We start from the raw sequence: 23,866 nt of genomic DNA, 5'->3' as shown, positions 1-23,866 counted from the left end.
GTCACATTCGCCGCCCGTGTCTCGTCAAGGTTGTGACGATGCAACCGAGCCGGATACGGGATGGCGATGAAGGGCAGCTCACTGGCCAGGGCACTGGACGAACGCCTCGGCGGAGCGGCGTTCCTGAGGAAGGCCATGCGCAAGGTCTTCCCCGACCACTGGACGTTCTTACTGGGGGAGATCGCCCTGTACGCCTTCGTGGTCGTGCTGGTCACGGGCGTCTTCCTCACGTTCTTCTTCAAGCCGTCGATGGCCGAGGTGGTCTACGACGGCGCGTACGTGCCGCTGCGCGGCGTCACGATGAGCCAGGCGTACGCCTCGACGCTGGAGATCAGCTTCGAGGTGCGCGGCGGGCTGCTGATGCGGCAGATGCACCACTGGGCCACGCTGGTCTTCCTCGCCGCCATCGTCGTCCACCTGCTGCGCAACTTCTTCACCGGCGCCTTCCGCAAGCCCCGCGAGCTGAACTGGCTGATCGGCGTGGCCCTGTTCGTGCTGGTGATGCTCAACGGGCTGTTCGGCTACTCGCTGCCCGACGACCTGCTGTCGGGGGCCGGGCTGCGCATCCTGCACGGGGTGATTCTGTCGGTGCCGCTGGTGGGGACGTACGCGGCGGCGTTCCTGTTCGGCGGGGAGTTCCCCGGCGACGACATCATCGCCCGCCTCTTCAGCATCCACGTCCTGCTCGTGCCTGGACTGCTGCTCCTGCTCATCCCGCTGCACGCCGTGGTGCTGACCTGGCGGCAGACGCACACCCAGTACCGGGCCAAGGGGCTGAGCGACCGGGTGGTGCGCGGCGCGCCGTTCTTCCCGTCGTTCCTGGCCAAGACGACGGTGTTCTTCCTGTGGGTGACCGCGGTGGTCGCGGCGCTGGCCACCGTGTTCCAGATCAACCCCGTCTGGCTGTACGGGCCGTACGTGCCGAGCACGGTCAGCGCTGGCTCGCAGCCCGACTGGTACATGGGCTTCCTGGAGGGCGCGCTGCGGATCATGCCGCCGTGGGAGTTCACGCTGTTCGGGTACACAGTGACGATGAGCGTGATCATTCCTGCGCTGGTCGCGCCGGGGTTGCTGTTCACGGGGCTGGCGCTGTACCCGTTCGTGGAACGGTGGATCACCCGCGACCACGCCGTGCACCACCTGCTCGACCGGCCGCGCGACGTGCCCATGCGGGTGGGCGTCGGCGTCGCCGGGATCGTGTTCTACGGGGTGCTGTGGATGGCCGGGGGGAACGACCTGATCGCCTCCACGTTCCACATCTCGCTGAACGCGACGACGTGGATCTTCCGCGTCGCGGTGCTGGCCGGGCCGGTGCTCGGCTTCTTCGTCGCCCGGTGGATCTGCCTGGGGCTGCAGGCCCGCGACCGGCACACCGTCGAGCACGGCCTGGAGACCGGGGTGATCGTCCGCGGGGTCGAGGGCGGCTTCACCGAGATCGAGCGGCCGGTGAGCGAGGAGGAGCGGGCGGTGCTCGTACCGCCCGCCCCCGTCGCGGTGGGTGCCGTGGCTCGGCGGGCACTGGGACGGCGGCGCCCCTGAGGTCTTTTCCCTGTCAGCGGTGACGGCGGGTCAGGCCCAGGTAGGGCAGGCAGAGCAGGGCCATCGCCGCGCAGGCGCCGAGCGCCACGGGGACGCCGACCGGGAGCAGGGCGCCGCCGAGTACGGTGCCCAGGCCGATCCCGGCGTACAGGGCCGAGGAGTTCAGGCCGACCACCACGGCGGTCTCCTGGGGGGCCGCGCGGATGAGCCGTACCTGCTGGGCCGGGGTCTGGAACCAGGTGGTCGCGCCCCAGGCGATCATCAGCACGGCGGTCAGCGCGAGCAGGTCCGTGCCGGTGGCCGCCGCCCAGGTGAACGCGGTCAACGTCACCGCGAGCGCGCCGAACCCGACGGCCTGCACCGGGACCGGGCCGTGCCGGTCCACCCGTGAGCCCGCCACCAGGTTGCCGGCGACGGCGCCCACGCCGTACAGGAAGAGCAGCCAGGCTTCGGCCGGGCCGGTGGCGCCCAGGGCGTGCAGGATGGGGACGGCGAAGGCGTACAGGCCGTAGCTCGCGGTCATGCCCAGCACGGTGAGGGGCAGCAGGGCGAGGACACCGGGGCGGCCCAGCGCGGCCAGCCTGGCCCGCAGCGAGATCGCGGGGCTGCCGGGCAGGGCGGGCATCGCGGCGAGCGTCCCCACGGCGCACACCGCGCACAACACGGCCACCGACCCGAGTGCGGCCCGCCAGTCGAGGAGTTTGTCGGCCAGGTTGCCCAGCGGGACGCCCAACGCGGTGGCGACGGTCAGGCCACCGATCACCACGGCCAGGGCGCGGGCGCGGTGGGCGGGCGCGGCCAGCGACACGGCGACCGCGCCGGCGTTCGGGGTGAAGGCGGCCGCGCCGAACGCGGCCAGCACGCGCGTGACCATCAGCACGGTGAAGTCGGGCGCCAGCGCCGTCCCCAGATTGGCCAGCGCCAGCACGACCAGAGCACCGACCAGCAGCCCGCGTCTCGGCACTCGGGCCAGGACCGTGGCCAGAATCGGCGACAGGACGGCGTAGGCGATCGCGAAGACGGTCGCCGACTGCCCCGCCGTCGCCGTCGACACGTTCAGTGAACTCGCCATCGCGGGGAGGAAACCGGCCACCACGTAGGCGTCGGTACCGACGGCGAAGGTGCCGAGAGCGAGAACCAGAGTCCGCCGGAGCTGGTCGGTCATTCGACGATGGAGGCGATCATGCGTTCGTAGTTGCGGCGGGTGCGCTCCGCCTTCTCCGGGCCGGCCATCAGCCCGGCGATGGTGTGGGCGGCCAGTTCGCGTCGCCAGGCCAACTCGGCGCGGCGCATCACGGTGGCCACGCCGCAGGGACGGTCGAACTCCGAACCGGCGCCACGCGCCCCCACCCCCCGCTGCCGGATCTCGGCGCAGCGGAACGGCTCGACGGCACCTTCCAAGGCGGTGACGACGTCCATCACCGTGATCTCCTCCGGTGACCGGGCCAGCGACCAGCCCCCGCGCACCCCAGGACTGGACTCCAGGATCCCCGCTCGGGCGAGCGGCTGCAGTCGCTTCTTCAGGTACTCCTGCGGAAGGTCGAACCAGGCGGCCAGCCGCCGGATCGGCACCGGCCCCCGATCGGCCAGCCACCCCAGGGTCACACAACAGTGCAGACCCCACTCGACGCTCTCCCCCATCCGCATAACCGGGATACTACAGGTCCCGATTTCTCGCTTTGCCTCCCGCATGTACGCGGTCGGCATCCGGAGACGGCGAGCTTCGGACGCGTCACCGTCACGATCACCGTGCGGCATCCACCGCGCGAACTCGCCCTGGCAGCGCCGCAACCGGCAAGGGCGGCGCAAGGTCGGCCACGTCTAACCCCTTTGGTAAGGGTTCATCCGAATAGCGATCTCCCGTGAACCATGGGCGAGCGACAGTAGTCCAACCCCCTGGAACGGTCCTGCACATCGCCGGACCGTCGCTCAGGAGACGCACCGGGGCCGGTGCGCGAGGGGGATGCACCGGGGGCGGTGCGCAAGGGGGGACGCATGATCATCGGCCCGAGTTCCCGGCGGCCTGCGCGGGCAGGGGCGACGCGGGGAACGGCGGGGGTCCTCGCCATGGCCGTTCTGGTGACGGCCGCGTGCGGCACCGGCCACCTCGCTCCCAGTACCGGCAACAGCACCGGCACCGGGACGGCACGAGCCACCGCAGCGGAGACCTCTCCTCGCGCGTTACCGGCGGCACCGCACGAGCCACCGTTCACCACGGTGAACGCGGCCGGTTCGGCCGGGAACGACGAGCAGTTGGTCGGCGCGGCGGGCGCGGTGAGCGTCGTCGGGGGCAGACCGGTCGACTGCCGTCGGGCCAAGTGCGTGGCGCTCACGTTCGACGACGGGCCGGGACCGTACACGGACGCGTTGTTGCGCCATCTGGCGGCCTACCGGGCGAAGGCGACGTTCTTCGTCGTGGGCCGGAACGTGGTGGCCCGGCCCGATGTGGTGCGCAGGGCGTACCGGGCCGGGCACGAGATCGGCAGCCACACCTGGTCACATCCCGACCTCACGAGGCTGTCACCCGCGCGAGTGCGTTACCAGCTCGCTCGCACCGACCGGGCGGTCAAGGCGGCCATCGGGGTCACGCCGAAGCTCGTCCGCCCGCCGTACGGAGCGCTCAACGCGTCCGTACGCAGGCAGACCAAGCGACCCATGGTGCTGTGGAGCGTGGACACCCTCGACTGGCGCCACCGCAGCAGCGCCAAGGTGGCCCGCAAGACGATCGCATCAGTACGCCCCGGCAGCATCATCCTGTTCCACGACATCCACCCCTCGACGGTACGGGCCATACCGCGCGTGCTGAGGACCCTGTCCAAGCGCGGCTACACGTTCGTCACGGTCAGCCGCCTCTTCGGCGGCAAGCCGCCGAGGATCGTCCACACCGGCGGTCTGCACAGCCTGACCTGATCGGCGGGCGTGATCCAAACCCGAGCGGGGACGAATTGCAAACAGTTCTTCGCGAATAACCGTTTGCGAAGAACTGTTTGCGGTTTAGTCTTCGAGGCATGACGGATTCTCAGGAGAGCGTGGTCGTCCTCGATGCCAAGGGGTTGCGGGCGCTGGCGCACCCGGTACGGGTGCAACTGCTGGAGCTGCTGCGCAAACACGGCCCGTCCACCGCCACCCGGCTGGCGGAGCGGCTGGGGGTGAATTCGGGCACGGCCAGCTACCACCTGCGCAGGCTCGGAGCGGCGGGCTTCGTGGAGGAGGACGCCGAACGCGGCAACGCCCGTGAGCGCTGGTGGCGCTCGGTCCACCAGCGCACCCGGCTGACCGGTGACGAGCTGTCCGAACGGGAGCCGGAGGCGGTGCTGGCCTACATGCAGTCGGTGGCCGCCCTGTACAACCTGCGCACCCAGCAGGCGCTGAACGAAATGCAGACCATGCCGAAGGAATGGCGGCGCGTCCTCGACCTCAGCTCCTTCCCGCTGCGGCTCACCTTGCAGGAAAGCCTTCGGTTGCGCGAAGAGTTGAGCGAGGTCATTGCGCGCTATCGGCGCGACCTGCCAGGTGAGGCTGCGCCGGAGGACGCGATACGCGTCTTGCTGATCACGACGGTCCTGCCCGAACTTCCGGAGGGTTCGTGATGAGGGCGCGCGGGTCGTTACGTCCGATGGCCGGCGTGCTCGCGGCCATGGCGCTGGCGTTGACCGGGACACGGGTCTCCGCCATCGCGCTGCCCTGGTTCGTGCTGACGACCACCGGGAGCGCGGTGCAGACCGGGGTGGTGGCGTTCGCGGAGATGGCACCGTACGTGCTGGTCAAGGCGCTGATGGGGCCACTGGTGGACCGGGCGGGGCCGCGCCGGATCTCGTGGGCGGCCGACGTCGTGAGCGCCGCGGCGGCCGGAGCCGTGGTCGTCCTGCACGCGCTGGACCTGCTGCCGCTGGGCGCGCTCATCGCTCTGGTCGCGGTGATCGGCGCGGCACGCGGGCCTGGGGACCTGGCCAAGGAGATCATGGTGCCTGAGGCGGCCGAGCGCGGGCGGGTGCCGCTGGAGCGGGCCACAGGACTGATGGGCGTGACCGAGCGGCTGGCCCAGATGGCGGGGCCCGCGGCGGGCGGCGCGGTGGTGGCGGTGCTCGGGCCGCTGACGGGCCTGGGCATCAGCGCCGCCTGCTTCGTACTCGGCTCCGTGGTCGTGGCGTGGGCGCTGCCACGTGGCATGGGGTACCGCGCGCCAGGTCAGGGCGAGGACGAGGATGAGGGGTACTGGCGGCGGTTCGCCCACGGCCTGGCGTTCCTGCGCGGCGACCGGCTGCTGCTCGCCGTGGTCGTCATGGTCGGCGTCACCAACCTGCTGGATGCGGCCTTCACCCAGGTGCTCGCGCCGGTCTGGGCCAAGGAGTCGGGTCACGGTCCCGTCGTGCTCGGACTCAACAGCAGCGTGATGGGGCTGACCGCGGCCGGCGGCAGCCTGGTCGCGGCGATGGTGGCGCACCGGATGCGACGCCGGCCGACGTTCTTCGTGGCCTTCCTGCTGGCCGGCCCACCGCGGTTCCTCGTTCTGGCGGTGGACGCGCCCGTGTGGGCAGTGGTGGCGGTGTTCGCGATGAGCGGGTTCAGCGGCGGGTTCCTCAACCCGATCCTGGGCACGGTCTCCTACGAGCGGGTTCCGCAGCGCCTGTTCGGCCGGGTCAACGCCCTCCAGGACGCGTTGGCCTGGGCCGGGATCCCTCTGGGTGGGCTTCTGGCCGGAGCGGCGGTGGCGGCAGCAGGACTGGCGCCGGTGCTGCTGGCCTGCGGGGGCGCCTACGCCCTCACCACGAACCTGGCCGGGCTGCGACCGGAGTGGCGAGAGATGGATCGGCGGCGAGGCCAGGGCGCTCACGCCGCGGCATCCCCAAGGCAACGCGCTGACGTGAACGGGAGCGGGTAGCCGCACCTCTGACACAGGCAGGGCGCAGTGGAGGTCGTCCTCACCCGCCGCGACGTCGGCCGCTTCCAAATCCCTTGCCCGATCACCCGAGATCCCGGTCAAACATCCCTTCTCACCTGCTGAAACGTCACATGGCGGCTCGTGGGGCCCTTTCACGCAGGCCGACATCCCGGGCCGGCGGGGCCGCTCCTGTCTGGTGCGGAGCAGGTCAGGCGCGAGTGGGTCGGCGCAGGTCGGTCAGCGGGTCAGGGGCCAGATGCGGGCGGACTGGTCGCGGCTGGCGCTGAGAGCGACCGGGCGGCCGTCGAGGAGGCCGGTGGCCACCGACCAGACGCAGTCGTCGTGACCCGTGAACGGCACCCCGAGCAGCTTCCTGGTCCGCAGGTCCCAGACCCGGGCCGTCTTGTCCTCGCTGCCCGTCACCACCACCGGGACGTCGCCCAGGCTGCTGACCGCCACCGACCACACGGGACCCGCGTGCCCGGTGAGCGGGGCTCCGAAGGGCTTGCGGGTGTTCAGGTTCCACACCCGCGCCGTCGTGTCCTCGCCGCCGGTGATCGCCACCGGCACGCCGTCCAGGTTTCCGAGCGCCACCGAACGCACCCATCCGGCATGCCCGGTCATCGGTGCGCCGAGCTGGTCGCCGGAGGCCAGGTCCCAGACCCGTACGGTCTGGTCGTCCCCCGTGGTGACCGCGACGGCCCGGCCGCCGACCTGCCCGGCCGCCACCGCCCACACCGGCCCGTCGTGGCCGGACAGCGGGTCTCCGTGCTGTTCGCCGGTCCGCAGGTCCCACACCCGGGCCGTACCGTCGGTGGAGGCGGTCACGGCGACGTGCCGGTCGCCTATCCGGGTGGTGGCCACCGACTTGACGTCTCCGGTGTGGCCGGTCAGGACGCGGGCCCGGCCGGTACGCAGGTCCCATACGCGGACGGTGTCGTCGTCGCTCGCCGTGACGGCGATCGGCGTACCGTCGAGCTGGTCGAGGGCGACCGACCTGACCCATTCCGTGTGGCCGGTGAGCGGGGAGCCGATCTGCCGTGAGGTACGCAGGTCCCACACGCGGGCGGTCTCGTCGTCCGAGCCGGTCAGGGCGATGGGCACACCGTCGAGCGTGCCCATGGCCACTGCGCGTACGTCATTGGTGTGACCCGCCAGCGGCGGCCCGGCCTGCGTACCGGGCGAGGTGCTGGGCGACGCGATAGGCGACGTGGCGGCACCGGAGGAGGCGGGCCCCGGCTCCGTCGCGCGCGGCCACATCGCCACCGCCAGCACCGCGGCCCCGGTGCAGACCGCCACCCCGACCGCCAGCACCGCCCGCCGCGGCACCCGCGCCCGCCGGGACGGCTCCAGCGTGGACGGCGTCACGGAGAAGGACACCTCGGGCGGCACCACCGCAGCCGTGGCCTCCCCCAACAATCCAGATGAACCCGACGAACCTGAGGAACCCGACGAGCCCGCCAAGCCCGATGACCCCGCCGAGCCCGGCGAGCCCGCCAAGCCCGGCGACGGGCCCTCGCCCCTGGCCGCCCCCGCCACGGGCCCGCCCGGAGGCAGCGCCGCAGACGCAGGCACGGGCGGCTGCCCAGAAGCGAGCGGCACCGAGGCGGGCGGCTGCTCAGAGACGGGATCAGGTCTGGTGACGGACGCGGAGACCGTGAGCGGCACTGTCGGCGACGGCGCGGCCGTGGGCGAGGAGGCAGGCCGGGAGCTGGGCAGGGAGGCGAGCGGGGAGGTGGGCGAAGGCGCGGGCGCGGGGTCGAGGGGTGGCGGGTCCAGGGGCGGCGGATCGAGCGGCGCGGGGCCGAGCGCCGCAGGGCCGAAGTGCGGCGGGTCCAGGGGCGGCAGGTCGAGGGGCGGCGGGTCCACAGGCGGAGGGTCCAGGCGCGTGGGGCCGAGCGCAGCGGGGCCGACTGGCGTGGGGTTGAGGGGCGTGGGGTTGAGGGGCGCGGGGTCGAGGGGTGCGGGGTCGAGGGGTGGGGTGGTGGTGCCGGTCAGGGTGCGGACCAGGGTGTCGGCTGTGGGCCGGAGCGCCGGGTCCTTGGCGAGGCAGGTCACCACCAGCGGCCGGAGTGAGTCCGGCACCCCCGTCACGTCCGGCTCGTCGTACAGGAGTGACCGCAGCACCGCCGCCACCGAGTCGCCCGCGAACGCCCGCCGCCCCGTCGCGGCGAACACCATGGTGGCGGCCCAACTGAACACGTCCGCCGGCGGGCCCACCGATTCCATGCTGACCTGTTCGGGTGCCATGTACCCGGGTGTGCCGACCGCCCCGGTCTGGGTGACGGTGTGGTCGAGGGCGCGGGAGATGCCGAAGTCGATCACGACCGGCCCCTCCGGCCCGAGGATGACGTTGCCCGGCTTGAGGTCGCGGTGCACGACTCCGGCGCGGTGGATCGCGGCCAGCGCGGTCGCGGTGGCCACCGCGAGCCGCTCCAGACCGCCGCCGGTCCTGGGCCCGTCCTGCCGGACGACGCGTTCCAGGGAGTCGCCGCGTACGTATTCGCTCACGATGTACGGCCGATCGTCGTACATCCCCATGTCCAGCACCCGGGCCGTGCAGAAGGGGGCGACCCGGCGCGCCAGCTCGACCTGCCGGAAGAACCTGCGGCGGGCCTCGGGGTCGGACGACATCCTGGCGTGCAGCACCTTGATCGCGACCTGGTCGCCGGACGGGTTGAAGCCCAGGTAGACCGCCCCCTGCCCGCCCTCTCCGAGTGACCCGGCGAGCCGGTATCCGGCGATCCGCCCGAGGTCCTCTTCCGGCCGCGGACGTGACATGCCCACCCCATTCACCAACCTCAGCACGCGCCTGCACGGATACTACGATTCGGCGCGGCCCACCGGATTACCCGGAAAAGCGATATTGGTGCTCCTGACCGTTTTCCAGGGGAATGGCCGACGAGAGGTCATCAGTCGTTTCCCGGTTCTTCATCTCCCGAGCGCTCCCCGGTACAGGGCACGACGGCGACCCGCCGCCCCGGAGCGGGCAGCGGGTCGCCGCGGTGCTCAGCCCAGCAGGCCGGCCACCGCCAGCACCGGTTCGGGATGCGCGGCCAGCAGCGCGCCCACCTCCGGATGGCCCGCTCCGCCACCGGCCCCCGCCGTACGCCACTCCCCCTCGCACCCGAGCAGCCCGGCCACCGCGTCGCAGGCGTCCGGATGCGCCAGCAGCAGCTCGGGCACCGGCCCGGAGGCCACGGACCCGGACGCCGAGGAGCCGAACGCCGAGGGCGCCGTGGCGGCGGCGGGCTTCGAGCGCGGGGTCCACGGCGGCACCCAGGCGTCCACCGCCGTCAACGACCCGGGGAACGTACGCCCCGCCTCGCGTACGAGCACGGGCACCAGCTCCCCGCCCCCGTCACGCAGCGTGGTGATCAGCTTGGGCAGCCATGGCAGCAGCACGCTGTCGGGCAGCCGTCCGAACGCCTTGGAGATCACCTCCACCACGAACCCGGACAACGCCGGCACCGGCTCGATGGCCTGCATGAACCCGCTGATGTACTGCGGGAACGACGGGATGACCAGCGGGTTGGCGAGCAGTTCGTCGCAGCGCTCCCGCAGCGTGGCCAGCGGCAGCAGCCCGAGCTGGTGGTGGGCCGCCCACAGCAGCGCGACCTTGGCCGGGGTCTCCGGGTGCGACTGCTGCACCGCCAGTTCGAGCTGGGCCCGGTCGCAGCCGAGCGCCAGCGCCAGGCTCTCCATCGAGAACAGGAACCCCAGCATGGCCCCGACCTGCCGCACGCCGGTGTCGTCGTCGACGAACGCCGTCGGCAGCAACGTGCAGTAGTGGGCGTAACCGGCGGTCACGAACGCCTCGCACCAGGCCGGCAGCTCCGGCTCCGTGGCCCGGTAGTGGGCCAGCAGCCGCCGGATCCGGCGCAGCACCTCCGGCGCGTCGTCCACGGTGCGCTCGGCCGCGAGCAGCTCCACGGCCCGCGCGCCCAGCTCGTCGGCGAAGCGGCGGCTGCCCAGGAACAGCACCGCGTCCTCGACGGCCGCGAGCGCGACGGCCGCGGTCGCCTTCTGGTCCCACACCGAGCGCCGCAGCCGCTGCTCCACCACCTGCTCGATGGTGACGCCCTCGTAGCCCAGCTCGATGATCGAGCGCTGGTGTTTCCCGAACGAAAGGTCCCAGCTCTCCTGGATCGAGCGTTCGCCCAGCCGGCGCTCCCCCATGATGGGCCGCACCGCGTCGGACGGCAGCAGGTAGCGCAGCATCCACAGCAGGTCGGAGCAGGGCACCAGCTCGGGCTCGGCGTTGAGGTTGAGCAGGGCTCGCTGGATCGTCCGCTTGTCCAGGTCGAGCCCGAGCGGCGCGAGCCGGTCGTAGACGTCTCTGGCCAGCGGCGGCATCGCGTCGTAGCCGACCTCGCCGACCCGGTCGCCGCCGAGCAGGATCTCGCACAGCCGCCGCACGTCGCGCCTGCCCGGCACGACGTCCTTCTCGATGCAGGTGACGGCGGCGTCCTGGAAGTCGTACGGGGTGGGCCTGGCGCGGTTGCGCATGCCCGCGAGCAGGATCGACGTCTCGTAGACCGCGATCGCGTCGGCGGTGCTGGCGAGGTAGCCGTTGCGGCGGGCCAGCCGGACGATGTCGACCGACCAGTCGAGCAGTTCGGCCTCGTCGAGCGAGTCGAGGGCGGGCGGCCTGGACAGGTACCCGGTCAGCTTGTCGGCCACCTCGCCCTGCGGCGCGGGCGCGGGCAGCTTGGCGGTGCGCTTGCGCGCGCCCTTCTGCCCGGCGAGCTGGAACGGGGTCAGCCTGCCGCGCGTGAGCGCCTTCGCCCAGGTGGCCGCCGCGATCGACACCGAGCCCGAGGCCAGCCCGAACTGCGCCTCGATGGCCGAGTGACTGGAGGGGATGAGGCCGTACAGCCATTTGGTGCCGGTGCGTGGGCTGATCTCGTAGGTGGCCGTGGACGCCAGGCCGAACTGCTCGACGTGGCTGGCGGTGTGGAAGGCCCCGCACACGTAGAGGCAGTCGGCGGGGTCGGCGCCGGAGGCGGCCAGGTGCTCGCGCATCCTGGTCCACATGTAGCGCTCGCGTTCCTCGTCGACGGCCAGCCGGCCGCCGCCCGGCCCCAGCCGCCGGAACAGGCTGCCGATCAGCACCATGACCTGGCGGTAGGTGTCGTAGTCCGCGTCCGACAGGGGCTGCTCGACGTACTGGTCCCACCACTCCGACCAGTGGCGCACCTTGCCGTGGTGCAGCAGGTGCTCCTCCAGCTCGGCGAAGCGGGGACGCAGGTCGCCGATCTCGACGCCGACGGCGTCGCCGTGCAGACCCGCCTCCTCCTTCTCCCCCGCCGCCTGGGGCTCCTGCTCCTCCTTCGGGGCCCACTGGAAGACGTGGTCGGTCGAGCGGTCGACCAGCACCAGCTCGACGCCCGGGGTGTCGAGCGCGTAGGAGATGGCCTGATATTCGGCCGACGCCTCGGTGATGGGTGCGACCACGCTGAGCGGCGCCAGCGACTTGGGGAAGCCGTCGAGGTCGGTGGCGAACGCCTGCACGGCCACCGGCAGGCGGCAGTTGCGCAGCTCGGTCAGCAGCGGCCGCAGGTCTTCGCACAGCTCCAGGTAGATGACCTTCGGCTGCTTCTCACGCAGCCTGCGCACCATCGCCAGCGCCGAGGCCGGCGAGTGGTGGCAGACCGGGAAGATCTCCAGCTCCTCGCGCAGCGCCCGGTCGACGTCGTCGACCAGGCCCGACAGGATGCCGGAGACGGCGACGGGGCCGTCGGCGAACTGCTCGGCCGCGCCGAGGAGCTGCTCGCGGAGCGAGCCGAAGGGGCTCGTCTGGTCGATCATGAGAGCGTGGCGATGGCCTCGCGGCCGCCCTCGAGGAACTCCGGCCACTCCCCGCCGTCCTTCTTGCTGCGGGGCTCGACGACGCCGTGCCAGTACTTGTTGAGTATCGCCAGGTCTTCTGGGCTGCGCCGGGCCAGCGAGCCGACCAGCGAGCCGGCGAGCGTCTGCGCGCGCAGCACGCGGTCGCCGAAGAAGTGGCTGTGCAGGATGGCGTCTTCCAGCACGCCGATCTGCTCGGCCGTGGACAGCGCCGACTCGAGCTTGTCGTCGTCGCTGGTGGCCGAGGCCGCCGCCGAGCGCAGGTCGGCGAAGCTCTGCAGCAGGATGTCGAGCAGCGTGGGCGGCAGGTCCAGCTCGATCCTGTGCCTGCGCAGCAGCTCCTCGGTACGGAAGCGGACGATCTCCGCCTCGCTCTTCTTGTTCGTCACCACCGGGATGCGGACGAAGTTGAAGCGCCGCTTGAGCGCCGACGACAGGTCGTTGACGCCCCGGTCGCGGCTGTTGGCGGTGGCGATGATGGAGAAGCCGGGCTGGGCGAAGACGATGTTGTCGTCGTCGAGCTCGGGGATGGAGACGTACTTCTCCGACAGGATGGAGATGAGCGCGTCCTGGACGTCGCTGGTCGAGCGGGTCAGCTCCTCGAAGCGGCCGATCACGCCCCGCTCCATCGCCGTCATGATCGGCGAGGGGATCATCGACTGGCGCGACTGGCCCTTGGCGATGACCATGGAGACGTTCCAGGAGTATTTGATGTGGTCTTCTGTGGTGCCGGCGGTGCCCTGCACCACGAGCGTGGAGTTGCGGCAGATGGCCGCGGCCAGCAGCTCGGCCAGCCAGCTCTTGCCGGTGCCGGGGTCACCGATCAGCAGCAGGCCCCGGTCGGAGGCCAGGGTCACGATGCTGCGCTCGACGAAGCTGCGGTCGCCGAACCACTTCTGCGGGATCTCCCTGTCGAGCCCGTCGGAACGCTCGGAGCCGAGGATGAACACGCGGATCATGCGGGGGCTCAGACGCCACGAGAACGGCTTGGGGCCGTCGTCGATGGACTCGAGGTAGTCGAGCTCCTCGGCGAATTTGGCCTCTGCGGGTGCGCGCAGCATGTCGTCACTCATTGTCGCGTTCTCCTAGGTGAGGAAGTTCTTGAGCTCGAAGACGAGCTTGCGGATGTGACCCGAGATCACGGGAGTGCCCAGGTCCTTCAGCTTCTGGCGGTACCACGGGTCGACGCTCTGGTGGCCGGAGCTGTTGATGGAGCCGACGGGGATGTACTTGACCCCCGAGCGGTGGATCGCCTCGAAGTCGTTGATCAGCGAACGGTTGTCGTAGAAGTCGGAGATCCACACCATCACGGTGTTGCGCGGATCGGCGATCTTCGGCCGGGCCAGCGCCATCGCGGCCGTGCCGTCGGTGCCGCCGCCGAGCGTGGTGCGCAGGAGCACCTCGAACGGGTCGTGCACCCACGGGGTCAGGTCGAGTGCCCTGGTGTCGTAGGCGATCAGGTGCACGTCGACCTTCGGCAGCCCCGCGAAGATGGAGGCCAGGATCGTGCAGTTGACCATGGCGTCTACCATCGAGCCCGACTGGTCGACCACCACGATCAGGCGGGCCGGGGTGGTGCGGCGGGCGGTCTGCTTGTAATAGAGCCGGTCGACGTAGAGCCGCTGGTCTTCGGGGCTCCAGTTGGTGAGGTTCTTCCAGATCGTGCGCTCGATGTCGAGGTTGCGGAAGACCCGCTTCGGCGGCACCGACCGGTCGATGACGCCCACGCTGGTCTTCTCCACCTGCGTACGCAGCACCTCGGCGACCTCGTCGACGAACTTGCGGATCAGCGCCTTGGCGTTGGCCAGCGCGACGCCCGACAGGTTGGACTTGTCGTGCAGGAGCTGCTCGATGAGCGACATGCTGGGCGTGAGCTGCCTGGCCAGGGCCGGGTCGGCGAGCACCTCGCGCAGGTGCATGCGCTTGACCAGGTCGCCCTCCAGGCCCGCGAGGACCTTGGCCAGCTCTTCGTCGCCGACGCGGTGACGCAGCCCGCCGGGCTCGCAGCCCATGCCGCGCTCGAACCAGGCGGCGTCGGACTTCCAGCTTTCGAGCTGGGTCGCGGTGACGTCGCCCGTGCCGGTGGCGAACACGTTGAGCAGCAGCTTGGAGACCAGGGCGGCGCGGCGTACCTCGTCGCCGGACTCGTGCTCGCTCTCCGCCATCAGGCCCTCGAACTCCGCGGCCAGCTCGGGGAAGCGCTGCACCAGGTTGTCGACGGACACGCCGGGGTCGAGCAGCGCGAGCGGCAGGCCGAGGTCGCCGACGATGCCGAGGCTGGCGGTCTCGAGCGCGGGCTGCTCGTCGGGGCCGAACAGCCGGGACAGCAGGCGCCAGTAGAGCACCTGACGCCGCGTCTGGTCGGCCGTCTGCGGGGACTGGTCGGCGGTCGGCGCGGTCTGCGCGGCTTTCGTGGCTTCGGTCATGTCGGTCATTTCCGCAGCAGCCGTCCCGCCCGTTCGCGCAGTACGGCCACCACGTCCCCGGCCCGGCCCTCGGCCTTGACCGCCTTGGGGTCGGTGGGCCCCAGCGCCCAGTCACCGGTGTGCACGCCGACCGGCTGCTTCTTGACCGTCGCCTGCACCGCGAGCGGCTGCAGGGACCACTGGCCGCCGTCCCAGCGCACGAGCCCGACGCAAGCCGTGGAGGACTTGACCAGCGCGCGGGTGAGCGGGCCGCAGGACGGCAGCCGGTCGAGGTCGAGCCTGAGCGTGTGGCCGCCCAGGTCGATCGACTGGCCGTCGGTCTTGTAGCCCTCGACGAACACGGGCTCGGCGATGCGTACGGGATGGCGATCGAGCGGTGTCACCGGCGCCGCCGTCGCGCCCCCGAGCTGGACCCTGGCCACGGCGAACGGGTCGGCCTCGTCGCCGGGGCGCGCCCGGTCGTCGTGCCACACCAGGTCGCCGCCGGGCAGCAGCGGCATGTCGGCCAGCTCCAGGCTGCGGTGCCCGGCCAGCGCGGCCAGCAGCGCCGGATGGCCGCCGAACAACCGCCACACGGTCGGGCCGACGATGGTGTCGACCTTGGCGGCGGCCACGCTCGTGCGTACGAGCCTGGCGGGCCCGCCCGCCTGCTCCAGGATGCCGTGGACCTGGACGCGTACGACGGTGGCGTGCTCGTGCACGTCGGCGCCCAGGACGAGCAGCCGCCCCGACACCTGCTCGCCCTCGCCCCGCCAGGGCCCGCGCTGGGACAGCAGCAGGGCGCGCGTCCACAGGTCGGCCCACCTGCGGGCCGGAACGCGTTCCATCGTGGCGACCGGGCACGAGGCGCGCAGCTCCGTCGCCAGCCCGTCGAGCAGCACCGCCGCACCGCGCAGCTCGGGCACCGCCAGTAACGCCTCGATCGTCCGGTCGGCGGAGGAGACCAGGTCGTGGTCCACGCCGCGCCAGCCGACGATGGCCAGCTCGCGCAGCCAGACCCGGCATCCGGCCAGCAGGTTGCCGGCCACCTCCACCCCATCGTCCACCGGCTCCCACGCGGCGCGCGTGCGGCCCAGCGCCGCGTCGAGACGGCCGAGCAGGGCGTCGTGCACCGCGCCGGTCAGCGCGCCCCGGCCGCCGGCCAGCGCCGCCAGGTGCTCGTCATCGATCGAGCCGGCCGACACCTTCGCCACGGCCTCGCTCACCCGCTCGCCGATCGGGCTGCCCGTCAGCGCACCCGCGAAGGCGGCGAGGGCCTCGCCCTGTTCCTCGGTGACGCGGGCAAAACCGTGGGTGAGCGCGTGGTCGAACCCCGCCACCAGGTCGAGCGCCGCGCCGACCCCCGTGGGGCCGTCGGCGAGCAATTCGCCGAGCTGTACGTCGAGCATCAGCACACCACCTTGTCGTCGAGCCCGCCCGCGGGCCGGTCTCCAGGCCGATCGGGCATCAGCGCACCGCCTCCGTCGCCGGGAACCAGTGCAGCTCGGTCAGCGGCTCGGTGCTGTCGGGCACCTCCAGGTAGGCCAGGTGCCGCAGGAACCGGCTGAACACGACCGCCGCCGGTGTGCGCTCGACGTGGCCGTTGACGTGGCCCATCAGGGACTCACCCGGAGGCACCTCGACCCGCAGGTAGCGGGCGACCCGGTCGAGCCCGTACTGGACGACGGCCTCGTCGGCGAGCAGGCGGATGTGCTTGCACTCGTAGCCGTGCAGCGCGCCGCACGGCCTGTTGTTGTTGGTGCTGCAGCTCAGCGCGTGAGTGCCGGCGGTGATCGAGGAGACATAGACCCGCTCGATGTCGGATCCGCTCGACACGACGCCCTGGAGCCGGCCGTCGGCCAGCTCCACGAACGGCACTTTGGCCAGTTTGCGCGGTTCGACGGGCGGCACCACCCGAACCACGCTGCGCTGCTCCCACGCGGTGTTGTCCGCGTCCACGACCTCAGAACCTCCCGCCCCGGCAGCTCGCGGGCATGGGCGGGGGTGCCCACGCCTCGCGGCCGGTTGATCAATTGATCCGGGAACTTACCGGAGGGGACCGACAGATCTTCCTCAAACGATCAAACCGCCCGCCCGCCCACAGGCAGGCGCGATCGGACCCCCACGCCACGCGTGCTGGGGCGACGGTCAGGTCTCGGCCGGGACGTGGGCCTTGATCGCCACGCTGGTCAGCGCGAGCAGCAGCTCCAGGTCCGGCTCGGCGTCCACCTGGACGGCCACCCACGCGCGGTCCGCGCACGCGTGCACCTGGTCGCAGTCGCGCAGGTAAGGCCCGAGCCGGTCGATCGCGGGAGCGGTCAGGCGCACCTGCACCTCGGCGGCGCCGGTCAACCTGAGGATCTCGGTCCCGCGTACGGCGACCACCGTGCCTCGCCGGGTGTCCATCACCACCAACGCGGGCCACGACCGTAATTCGGCCACCGCACGGGCCACGTAGGGCCCCCGCCGTTCAGCCGTCCGCCGCCGGACGGTAATCCCTGCCACACCTCCATGCTGCGCCACGTACGTCCTCCGCGTCTGCGTCCGTTCCGCAACCGTTATCCGCCGGTCCCGACCGGCCCGGCGGCGACCCCCTGACCGGGGCGAACCGCCTGCCCACGGGGTACGCGCGAGGCGCGCGGAGAGCGCGTCCCCCGGCCCTCGGATCGACCGCGCGGGTTGACGATCTGAGGGCAACGTATTGACGAGTTCCGCTGGTTGGAGCTACGGTCGTTTCATAATTAAAAGGAAACTTTACTAATAGTTTCCTGCGCATCCCAACATCCCACCCCCTGTACACCCCCCAACCGGATGTCGGAGCATCATGAGAAACACCATCCTGAGCAAGGTCCTCGCCGGGCTGGCGGCCTTAGTGCTGCCGCTCACCGCGGTCGTCACCGCCCCGCCGGTGGCCCTCGCCGCGTCCGCCTCACAGGCCGTCTTCGCCGACTGGGCACCGTGGACGGCCTACACGGCGGGCACGCGCGTCACCTACAACGGCGTCGAGTACGAATGCGTCCAGACCCACACCTCCCAGCCCGGCTGGGAGCCACCGAACGTCGCGGCGCTGTGGAAGGTCGCGGGCGGCGGCGGAGGCGACACCACCGCGCCCAGCGTGCCTGGTAACCTCCGCTCCACCGGCGTCACCAACAACAGCGTCGCCCTCGCCTGGGACACCTCCACCGACAACGTCGCCGTCACCGGCTACGAGGTCTACCGCGGCGGAACCCTCGTCACCACCGTCACCGGCACCACCCACACCGACACCGGCCTGAGCGCCAACACCGCCTACACCTACACCGTCCGCGCCCGCGACGCCGCCGCGAACCGCTCCGCCAACAGCAACAGCGTCACCGCCACCACCACCGGCGGCGGCGGAGGCGACACCACCGCGCCCAGCGTGCCGGGCAACCTCCGCTCGACCGGCGTCACCAACAACAGCGTCGCCCTCGCCTGGAACGCCTCCACCGACAACGTCGCCGTCACCGGCTACGAGATCTACCGCGGCGGAACCCTCGTCACCACCGTCACCGGCACCACCCACACCGACACCGGCCTGAGCGCCAACACCGCCTACACCTACACCGTCCGCGCCCGCGACGCCGCCGGAAACCGCTCCGCCAACAGCAACAGCGTCACCGCCACCACCACCGGCGGCGGCGGAGGCGGCGGGAACAAGGTCATGGGCTACTTCGTCCAGTGGGGCGTCTACCAGCGCGCCTACCACGTCAAGAACATCGACACCAGCGGCTCCGCGGCCAAGCTGACGCACATCAACTACGCCTTCGGCAACGTCCAGAACGGGCAGTGCACGATCGGCGACAGCTACGCCGACTACGACCGCTTCTACCAGGCCGGCGAGAGCGTGGACGGCGTCGCCGACACGTGGGACGCCGGCGCCCTGCGCGGCAACTTCAACCAGCTCCGCAAGCTCAAGCAGAAGTACCCGAACCTCAAGGTGCTGTTCTCCTTCGGCGGCTGGACCTGGTCCGGCGGCTTCACCCAGGCCGCGCAGAACCCGACCGCGTTCGCCGAGTCCTGCTACCGGCTGGTCGAGGACCCGCGCTGGGCGGACGTGTTCGACGGCATCGACATCGACTGGGAGTACCCGAACGCCTGCGGCCTGACCTGCGACACCAGCGGCCCGGCGGCGTACAGGAACCTGATGTCGGCGCTGCGCGCCCGCTTCGGCCAGAACTACCTGGTCACCTCGGCCATCACCGCCGACGGCACCGACGGCGGCAAGATCGACGCGGCCGACTACGCGGGCGCGGCGCAGTACGTCGACTGGTACAACGTCATGACGTACGACTTCTTCGGCGCCTGGGCGGCGCAGGGTCCCACGGCCCCGCACTCGCCGCTCAACTCCTACGTCCCCATCCCGATCGCCGGCTTCCACTCCGACCAGGCGATCCAGAAGCTCAAGGGCAAGGGCATCCCGGCCAGCAAGCTGCTGCTCGGCATCGGCTTCTACGGCCGCGGCTGGACCGGGGTCACCCAGGCCGCGCCGGGCGGCACGGCCACGGGTCCGGCGCCGGGGACGTTCGAGCAGGGCATCGAGGACTACAAGGTGCTCAAGACGCGCTGCCCGTCCAACGGGACCGTCGGGGGCACGGCGTACGCGTTCTGCGGCAACCAGTGGTGGAGCTATGACACGCCGGCCACCATCGGCGGCAAGATGAGCTACTCGAAGAACCAGGGCCTCGGCGGCGCGTTCTTCTGGGAGCTGAGTGGCGACACGACCAACGCCGAGCTGCTCACGGCCATGCGGAACGGCCTGGGCTGATCACGGAGAGCCGGCCCTCCACCGGGGGAGGGCCGGCTCTTCCCTTTCCTCACGAAGAGGTCCTGCGGTCAGGTGCGGGGCTGGTGGCCGAAGCGGACCGGCTTCGGGCCGCGCAGCCGTACCCCCGGGTCGGGCATCGCCTGCGCGCGCCCCGCCCGCTCCTCGGCGGCCTCGACGACCGGCTCGGCCTCGCCCGCCGCCACGATCCGCCGCACCAGCCGCTCCCGCAGGCCCGCGGCCACCTCCGCGTGGGAGGCGTACCCGGCCAGGTTGACCAGCTCGTACGGGTCGTTGTCCAGGTCGTACAGGGCCTGCTCGCGGTAGCGGCCGGCGGACGGGTCGTCCCAGGGGTGGGCGTCCTCGGCGACGGCGTAGTACTTCCACCGCGACGTACGGATCCCCCGCCCCACCTCGGACTCGCTCACCTGGAAGAACACCTCCTCCGGCCACTCCGCCCCGGAGTCGCGCACCAGCGGCAGGAACGAACGCCCCTGCATCTCCTCCGGCACCGGCAGCCCCGCGGCGTCCAGCAGCGTCGGCGGCAGGTCGAGCGTGCTGACCGGCCGCGAGATCGCGCCGCCGCCGTCGAAGCCGGGACCGCGCAGCGCCAGCGGCACCCGCAGGGAGGCGTCGTGGCAGGACCGCTTGTACTCGCCGTTGCGGGTCTTGAAGTGGTTGCCGTGGTCGGAGGTGTAGGCCACGATCGTGTCGTCGAGCAGGTCCATGCTGCGCAGCGCGTCCAGCAGCCGGCCGAGGCCCTCGTCCAGGCGCTTGACCTGGCCCAGGTAGCCGCCCATGTGCTGGTGGGCGGTGCCGCCGAGCGCGGCCAGGTCCGGCGGCATCCAGCGGCCCTCGTAGCGCTCCTCGTAGCCGTCGGGCGCCGGGTAGTTGTCCACCTCGTTCTGGTGGTGCGGCTCCAGGAACGACAGGAACAGGTAGAACGGCTCACCGGCGTGGTCGGCGACGAAGCGCACGGCGGCGTCCACGAGCGCGTCGGAGCGGTAGCCGGGCAGGTGGACGGGCTCGTTCGCCTCGTCGTACACGATCGTGCGGTAGGCGTCGGAGGTGTTCTCCAGCACGTTGGCGGCCAGCCACGACCGGTAGCCGCCGCGCTGCTCCTCGGGCACGGGCTCGCTGCCGGCCAGGTGCCACTTGCCGATGTAGCCGGTGGCGTAGCCGGCCGCGCCGAAGTGGTGCGCCAGCGTGCGCTCCTCGGGCGGCAGCACGCGGCCGTTGCGGTAGACGCCGGTCGTGGTCGCGTAGCGGCCCGTCTGCAGGGCCGCGCGGGCGGGCGCGCACACCGGCTGCGGGGTGAGCGCGACCGTGGCCTGCGTGCCGTTCCTGGCCATTCTGTCGAGGTTCGGGGTGAAGGGGCCGACGGTGTCCCACCGCTGCTGGTCGGTGAAGACGACGATCACGTTCGGGCGCAACAGGAAGTCTCCGATCTGTATGTCTCTTACTTGAGGCCGGTCAGCGCGATCCCGCGGACGAAGTATCGCTGGGTCAGGACGAACAGGACGGCGGTGGGGACGAAGAGGATCACCGAACCGGCCGCCGTGAGGTGCCACAGCGTGAAGTACTCCTGGTTGAACAGGGTGAGCCCGACCGGGATCGTCCGCATCTCGGGCGTGGTGGTGGCGACCAGCGGCCAGAGGAACTCGTTCCACTGGAAGACGAACGTGAACAGCCCGAGCACGGCCAGCGCCGGCCGCGTCTGCGGCAGGATGACGCTGCGGTAGATGCGCAGCTCGGACGCCCCGTCGATGCGCGCCGCGCTGATCAGGTCGTCGGGGATGGGCTGGATGAACTGCCGCATGAGGAAGATCCCGAACGCGTCCATGAGGAACGGCGTGATCAACCCCTGGTACGTGTTGAGCCACCCCAGGTTGGCCATGAGCACGTACAACGGGATCATCCGCACGAAGAACGGCACCATGAGCGTGGCCAGCAGCGCCACGAACAACGTGTTGCGCAGCGGGAAGCGGAACTTGGCGAACACGTACCCGACCAGCGGGTCGAACACCAGGTGCGCCAGCGTGATCACGCCGGCCACGACGAGGCTGTTGACGATGAAGTTCCCGAACGGCGCCCGCGTGAACAGCTCGCCGTAGTTGCCCCACTGCGGCGACTCGGGCCAGATCACGGCGTCGGCCGCCAGCGTCTCCGCCTCGGTCTGCAGCGACAGCGAGAGCATGTAGACCAGCGGCAGCACCGTCACCAGGCACGCCAGCGTGAGCAGCGTGTAGAGCAGCCACCTGCGCATCAGTACGTGACCTCCCCGCGCCGCCCGGCCCGCAGTTGCACCAGCGTGAACGCCACGATCACGATCAGCAGCAGCACCGACTGCGCCGCCGAGTAGCCGAAGTCCCTGGCCCGGAAGGCCACGTTGAAGATGTGGAACACCGACAGGTCGGTGGCGTCGCCTGGTCCGCCCCCGGTGATGATGAACGCCTGCCCGAACGCCTGCAGCCCGGAGATCACCGCCATCACCGACACGAACAGCGTGGTCGGCGCGAGCAGCGGCAGCGTGATCCGCCAGAACCGGCGCCAGGCGTCGGCCCCGTCGATCTCGGCGGCCTCGTGGTAGGTCGCCGGGATGCCCTGGAGCCCGGCCAGGAACAACACCATCGTGTAGCCGACGTTCTGCCACAGGGTGACGGCGGCGAGCGTGAGCAGCGGCGCGGTGTTGAGCCACTGCTGCTCGGGCAGCCCCACGGCGTCCAGCGCCCGGTTCAGCACGCCCAGCTCGGGGTCGAGGATGTTGCGCCACAGCAGCCCGACGATCGCCACCGACGTCAGGTACGGCACCAGCAGCAGCACCCGGAAGACCACCCGCCCCTTGAGCGGCTGGTCGATCGCCAGCGCCAGCACCAGCCCGAGCACGATCGAGCCGACCACGACGGCCACCGCGAAGACCACCGTGACCAGGAACGAGTGCCGCACCGCCGGATCGGTCAGAGCCCTGGTGTAGTTGTCCAGGCCCGCCCACTGGTCGGCCATCGGCCCCGTACGGAAGCTCGTGGCGACCGCGTTGCCGATCGGCAGGTAGAAGAAGGCCGCGAAGAACAGGATGGCCGGCAGCAGGAAGAGGTACGCGGTCCTGGCGTAGCGGCCCTGGAGCGTGCGCGGCCTCACTTCAGGAAGCCCTCCGCGGTCTCGGCGAACCTCCGCAGGGCCTCGTCGGCCGGCTGGTTCTGGATGAGCACCTGCTGGTACATGACCTTGAGCTGCTCCTCCCACTCACCCAGATGGCCGGTCAGGCGCACCTGCTGGGAGGAGTCCCTGGCGGACGGCAGCGCGTCGGCGAAGACCTTGACGATCTCGTCCGACTGCACCTCGGGCAGCTTCGTCCAGGAGACGCGCGGCATGAGCATGCCCGTCTCCTTCGTGGCGGCCTGCTCGACCTCGATGGTGGTGATGCGCTTGATGAAGTCCCAGGACAGGTCGGGCCGGGCGGCCTTGGCGGGCACGAACATGCTCACGCCCGCCGCCTGCGTGTCCTGCGTCTTGTGCCTGAGCGGCGGCGCGACGCCCAGGTCGAGGTCCGGGCTGGTCTTCCTGATCGGGTCCAGGTCCCACGGGCCGGTGAAGATCATGGCGGCGCGCTTGGCGGAGAAGAGCTTCTGCGGGCCCGAGTAGTCGGTGCCCGCCACCGGCACGGGGGCGACCTTGTGCTTGTGGACCAGGTCGGCCTGGAACCGCATGGCGGCGACCGCGTCCTCGATCGGGGTCATGACCTTGCCGGTCCCCGGGTCGTACGGGGTGACGCCGGCCTGGACCATCCACGGCCACAGGTAGAGGTAGTCCTGGTTGAGCGCGACGCCGTACACGCCGTCCTTGGTCAGCTTCTTGGCCGCGTCGAGGAACTCCTCCCAGGTGGTGGGCGGCTCCACGCCGGCCGCGCTGAGCATGGCCCGGTTGTAGAACAGGGTGTTGCAGGTCAGGTGGAGCTGGACGCCGTACACCTTGCCCTGGTAGGAGTTGCGCTCGACCGTCACCGGCTGCCAGTCGGAGGGGAAGCCCATGGCCTGGCCGTCGCGGTCGACGAAGTCCTGCAGCGAGCGCGCGTTGCCGGAGACCGCGAACTCCTGCACCCATCCGCCGGGCTCCTCCACCAGGTCGGGCACGGTGCCGGAGGCGAAGTCGGCCAGCAGCCTGGTGCGCAGGTCGGGCCACTGGTACTTCTGCAGGTTGACCTTGACCTTGTGGGCCTGCTCGAACTCCGCGATCACCTTGCGGTACGCCTGGTAGTCGTGGCCGGCGTTCCAGTAGACGGTGAAGGTGCCCGGCGCGGCGCTCTGCGGGGCGGGCGCGCCGGCGCACGACGACAGGACCGGCACCGCGGCGGCCGCTCCGACGAGCCGGAGCAGGTCACGGCGTGAGGGCTGGGCATGCATGGGGGTT

The 23,866-nt window shown here is 71.3% G+C and carries 18 protein-coding genes; 5 read left to right on the top strand and 13 right to left on the bottom strand.

All coding sequences use genetic code 11. From position 1 onward, the window contains the following. Positions 1 to 66: 66 nt before the first annotated feature. Entirely contained in the window at positions 67 to 1,539 is a 1,473-nt protein-coding gene (gene qcrB / locus ACZ6S0_RS20775) for a cytochrome bc1 complex cytochrome b subunit (protein ID WP_465919915.1), read from the top strand. A 13-nt stretch (positions 1,540 to 1,552) separates the two neighbouring features. On the opposite strand, the gene ACZ6S0_RS20770 is transcribed toward qcrB, so the two are convergent. Together ACZ6S0_RS20770 and ACZ6S0_RS20765 are read right to left on the bottom strand one after the other, a co-directional pair. Continuing rightward, positions 1,553 to 2,704, bottom strand: coding sequence for an MFS transporter (locus ACZ6S0_RS20770; RefSeq protein ID WP_465919912.1), 1,152 nt, complete (start codon positions 2,702 to 2,704; stop codon positions 1,553 to 1,555). Continuing rightward, positions 2,701 to 3,186 carry an RrF2 family transcriptional regulator gene (locus tag ACZ6S0_RS20765; protein ID WP_465919910.1) on the bottom strand — a complete coding sequence of 162 codons (486 nt, stop codon included), beginning with the start codon at positions 3,184 to 3,186 and terminating at the stop codon, positions 2,701 to 2,703. The genes ACZ6S0_RS20770 and ACZ6S0_RS20765 overlap by 4 nt, the downstream gene beginning before the upstream one ends. Positions 3,187 to 3,606: 420 nt before the next feature. On the opposite strand from ACZ6S0_RS20765, the gene ACZ6S0_RS20760 reads away from it, so the two are divergent. The 3 genes from ACZ6S0_RS20760 to ACZ6S0_RS20750 all read left to right on the top strand — a co-directional run bounded on the left by ACZ6S0_RS20760 (position 3,607) and on the right by ACZ6S0_RS20750 (position 6,421). Continuing rightward, positions 3,607 to 4,449: a polysaccharide deacetylase family protein gene (locus ACZ6S0_RS20760; protein WP_465919907.1), complete on the top strand. Its 843-nt coding sequence runs from the start codon at positions 3,607 to 3,609 to the stop codon at positions 4,447 to 4,449. Between the two features lie 98 nt (positions 4,450 to 4,547). Beyond that, positions 4,548 to 5,129, top strand: coding sequence for an ArsR/SmtB family transcription factor (locus tag ACZ6S0_RS20755; RefSeq protein WP_465919903.1), 582 nt, complete (start codon positions 4,548 to 4,550; stop codon positions 5,127 to 5,129). Then, positions 5,129 to 6,421 (top strand): MFS transporter, encoded by a 1,293-nt coding sequence (locus tag ACZ6S0_RS20750; RefSeq protein WP_465920315.1) that lies wholly within the window; start codon positions 5,129 to 5,131, stop codon positions 6,419 to 6,421. The genes ACZ6S0_RS20755 and ACZ6S0_RS20750 overlap by 1 nt, the downstream gene beginning before the upstream one ends. 237 nt (positions 6,422 to 6,658) lie before the next feature. Here ACZ6S0_RS20750 and ACZ6S0_RS20745 read toward each other — a convergent pair whose 3' ends face one another. From ACZ6S0_RS20745 to ACZ6S0_RS20715, 7 genes are all read right to left on the bottom strand, one after another. Further along, entirely contained in the window at positions 6,659 to 9,202 is a 2,544-nt protein-coding gene (locus ACZ6S0_RS20745; protein ID WP_465919901.1) for a serine/threonine-protein kinase, read from the bottom strand. Positions 9,203 to 9,430: 228 nt separating this feature from the next. After that, entirely contained in the window at positions 9,431 to 12,232 is a 2,802-nt protein-coding gene (locus tag ACZ6S0_RS20740; protein WP_465919898.1) for a DUF5682 family protein, read from the bottom strand. Then, on the bottom strand, positions 12,229 to 13,344 hold the full coding sequence (locus ACZ6S0_RS20735; RefSeq protein WP_465919895.1) for an ATP-binding protein: 1,116 nt from the start codon (positions 13,342 to 13,344) through the stop codon (positions 12,229 to 12,231). The genes ACZ6S0_RS20740 and ACZ6S0_RS20735 overlap by 4 nt, the downstream gene beginning before the upstream one ends. Before the next feature lie 12 nt (positions 13,345 to 13,356). Continuing rightward, positions 13,357 to 14,697 carry a VWA domain-containing protein gene (locus ACZ6S0_RS20730; protein ID WP_465919892.1) on the bottom strand — a complete coding sequence of 447 codons (1,341 nt, stop codon included), beginning with the start codon at positions 14,695 to 14,697 and terminating at the stop codon, positions 13,357 to 13,359. A 5-nt stretch (positions 14,698 to 14,702) separates the two neighbouring features. Further along, complete coding sequence (locus tag ACZ6S0_RS20725; protein WP_465919889.1) at positions 14,703 to 16,085, bottom strand: hypothetical protein; 1,383 nt, start codon at positions 16,083 to 16,085, stop codon at positions 14,703 to 14,705. Between the two features lie 58 nt (positions 16,086 to 16,143). Then, positions 16,144 to 16,635, bottom strand: a complete 492-nt coding sequence (locus ACZ6S0_RS20720; protein WP_465919887.1) for a hypothetical protein — start codon at positions 16,633 to 16,635, stop codon at positions 16,144 to 16,146. Between the two features lie 189 nt (positions 16,636 to 16,824). After that, positions 16,825 to 17,181, bottom strand: coding sequence for a luciferase domain-containing protein (locus tag ACZ6S0_RS20715; protein ID WP_465919885.1), 357 nt, complete (start codon positions 17,179 to 17,181; stop codon positions 16,825 to 16,827). A 319-nt stretch (positions 17,182 to 17,500) separates the two neighbouring features. On the opposite strand from ACZ6S0_RS20715, the gene ACZ6S0_RS20710 reads away from it, so the two are divergent. Further along, entirely contained in the window at positions 17,501 to 19,462 is a 1,962-nt protein-coding gene (locus ACZ6S0_RS20710) for a glycosyl hydrolase family 18 protein (protein WP_465919881.1), read from the top strand. Positions 19,463 to 19,530: 68 nt separating this feature from the next. Here ACZ6S0_RS20710 and ACZ6S0_RS20705 read toward each other — a convergent pair whose 3' ends face one another. The 4 genes from ACZ6S0_RS20705 to ACZ6S0_RS20690 are packed head-to-tail and all read right to left on the bottom strand — an operon-like array spanning position 19,531 to position 23,859. Further along, positions 19,531 to 20,892, bottom strand: a complete 1,362-nt coding sequence (locus tag ACZ6S0_RS20705) for a sulfatase-like hydrolase/transferase (RefSeq protein WP_465919877.1) — start codon at positions 20,890 to 20,892, stop codon at positions 19,531 to 19,533. 26 nt (positions 20,893 to 20,918) lie between these two features. Continuing rightward, positions 20,919 to 21,725, bottom strand: coding sequence for a carbohydrate ABC transporter permease (locus ACZ6S0_RS20700; RefSeq protein ID WP_465919874.1), 807 nt, complete (start codon positions 21,723 to 21,725; stop codon positions 20,919 to 20,921). Then, entirely contained in the window at positions 21,725 to 22,597 is an 873-nt protein-coding gene (locus ACZ6S0_RS20695) for a carbohydrate ABC transporter permease (RefSeq protein ID WP_465919871.1), read from the bottom strand. The genes ACZ6S0_RS20700 and ACZ6S0_RS20695 overlap by 1 nt, the downstream gene beginning before the upstream one ends. Continuing rightward, positions 22,594 to 23,859, bottom strand: coding sequence for a sugar ABC transporter substrate-binding protein (locus tag ACZ6S0_RS20690; protein ID WP_465919868.1), 1,266 nt, complete (start codon positions 23,857 to 23,859; stop codon positions 22,594 to 22,596). Before ACZ6S0_RS20690 ends, ACZ6S0_RS20695 begins: the two co-directional genes overlap by 4 nt. Between the last annotated feature and the right edge of the window lie 7 nt (positions 23,860 to 23,866).

This window comes from Nonomuraea sp. NPDC051298 (assembly GCF_055586305.1).
Note: the sequence above shows the minus strand (reverse complement) of the source record. Positions and strands in the feature narration are given on the sequence as shown.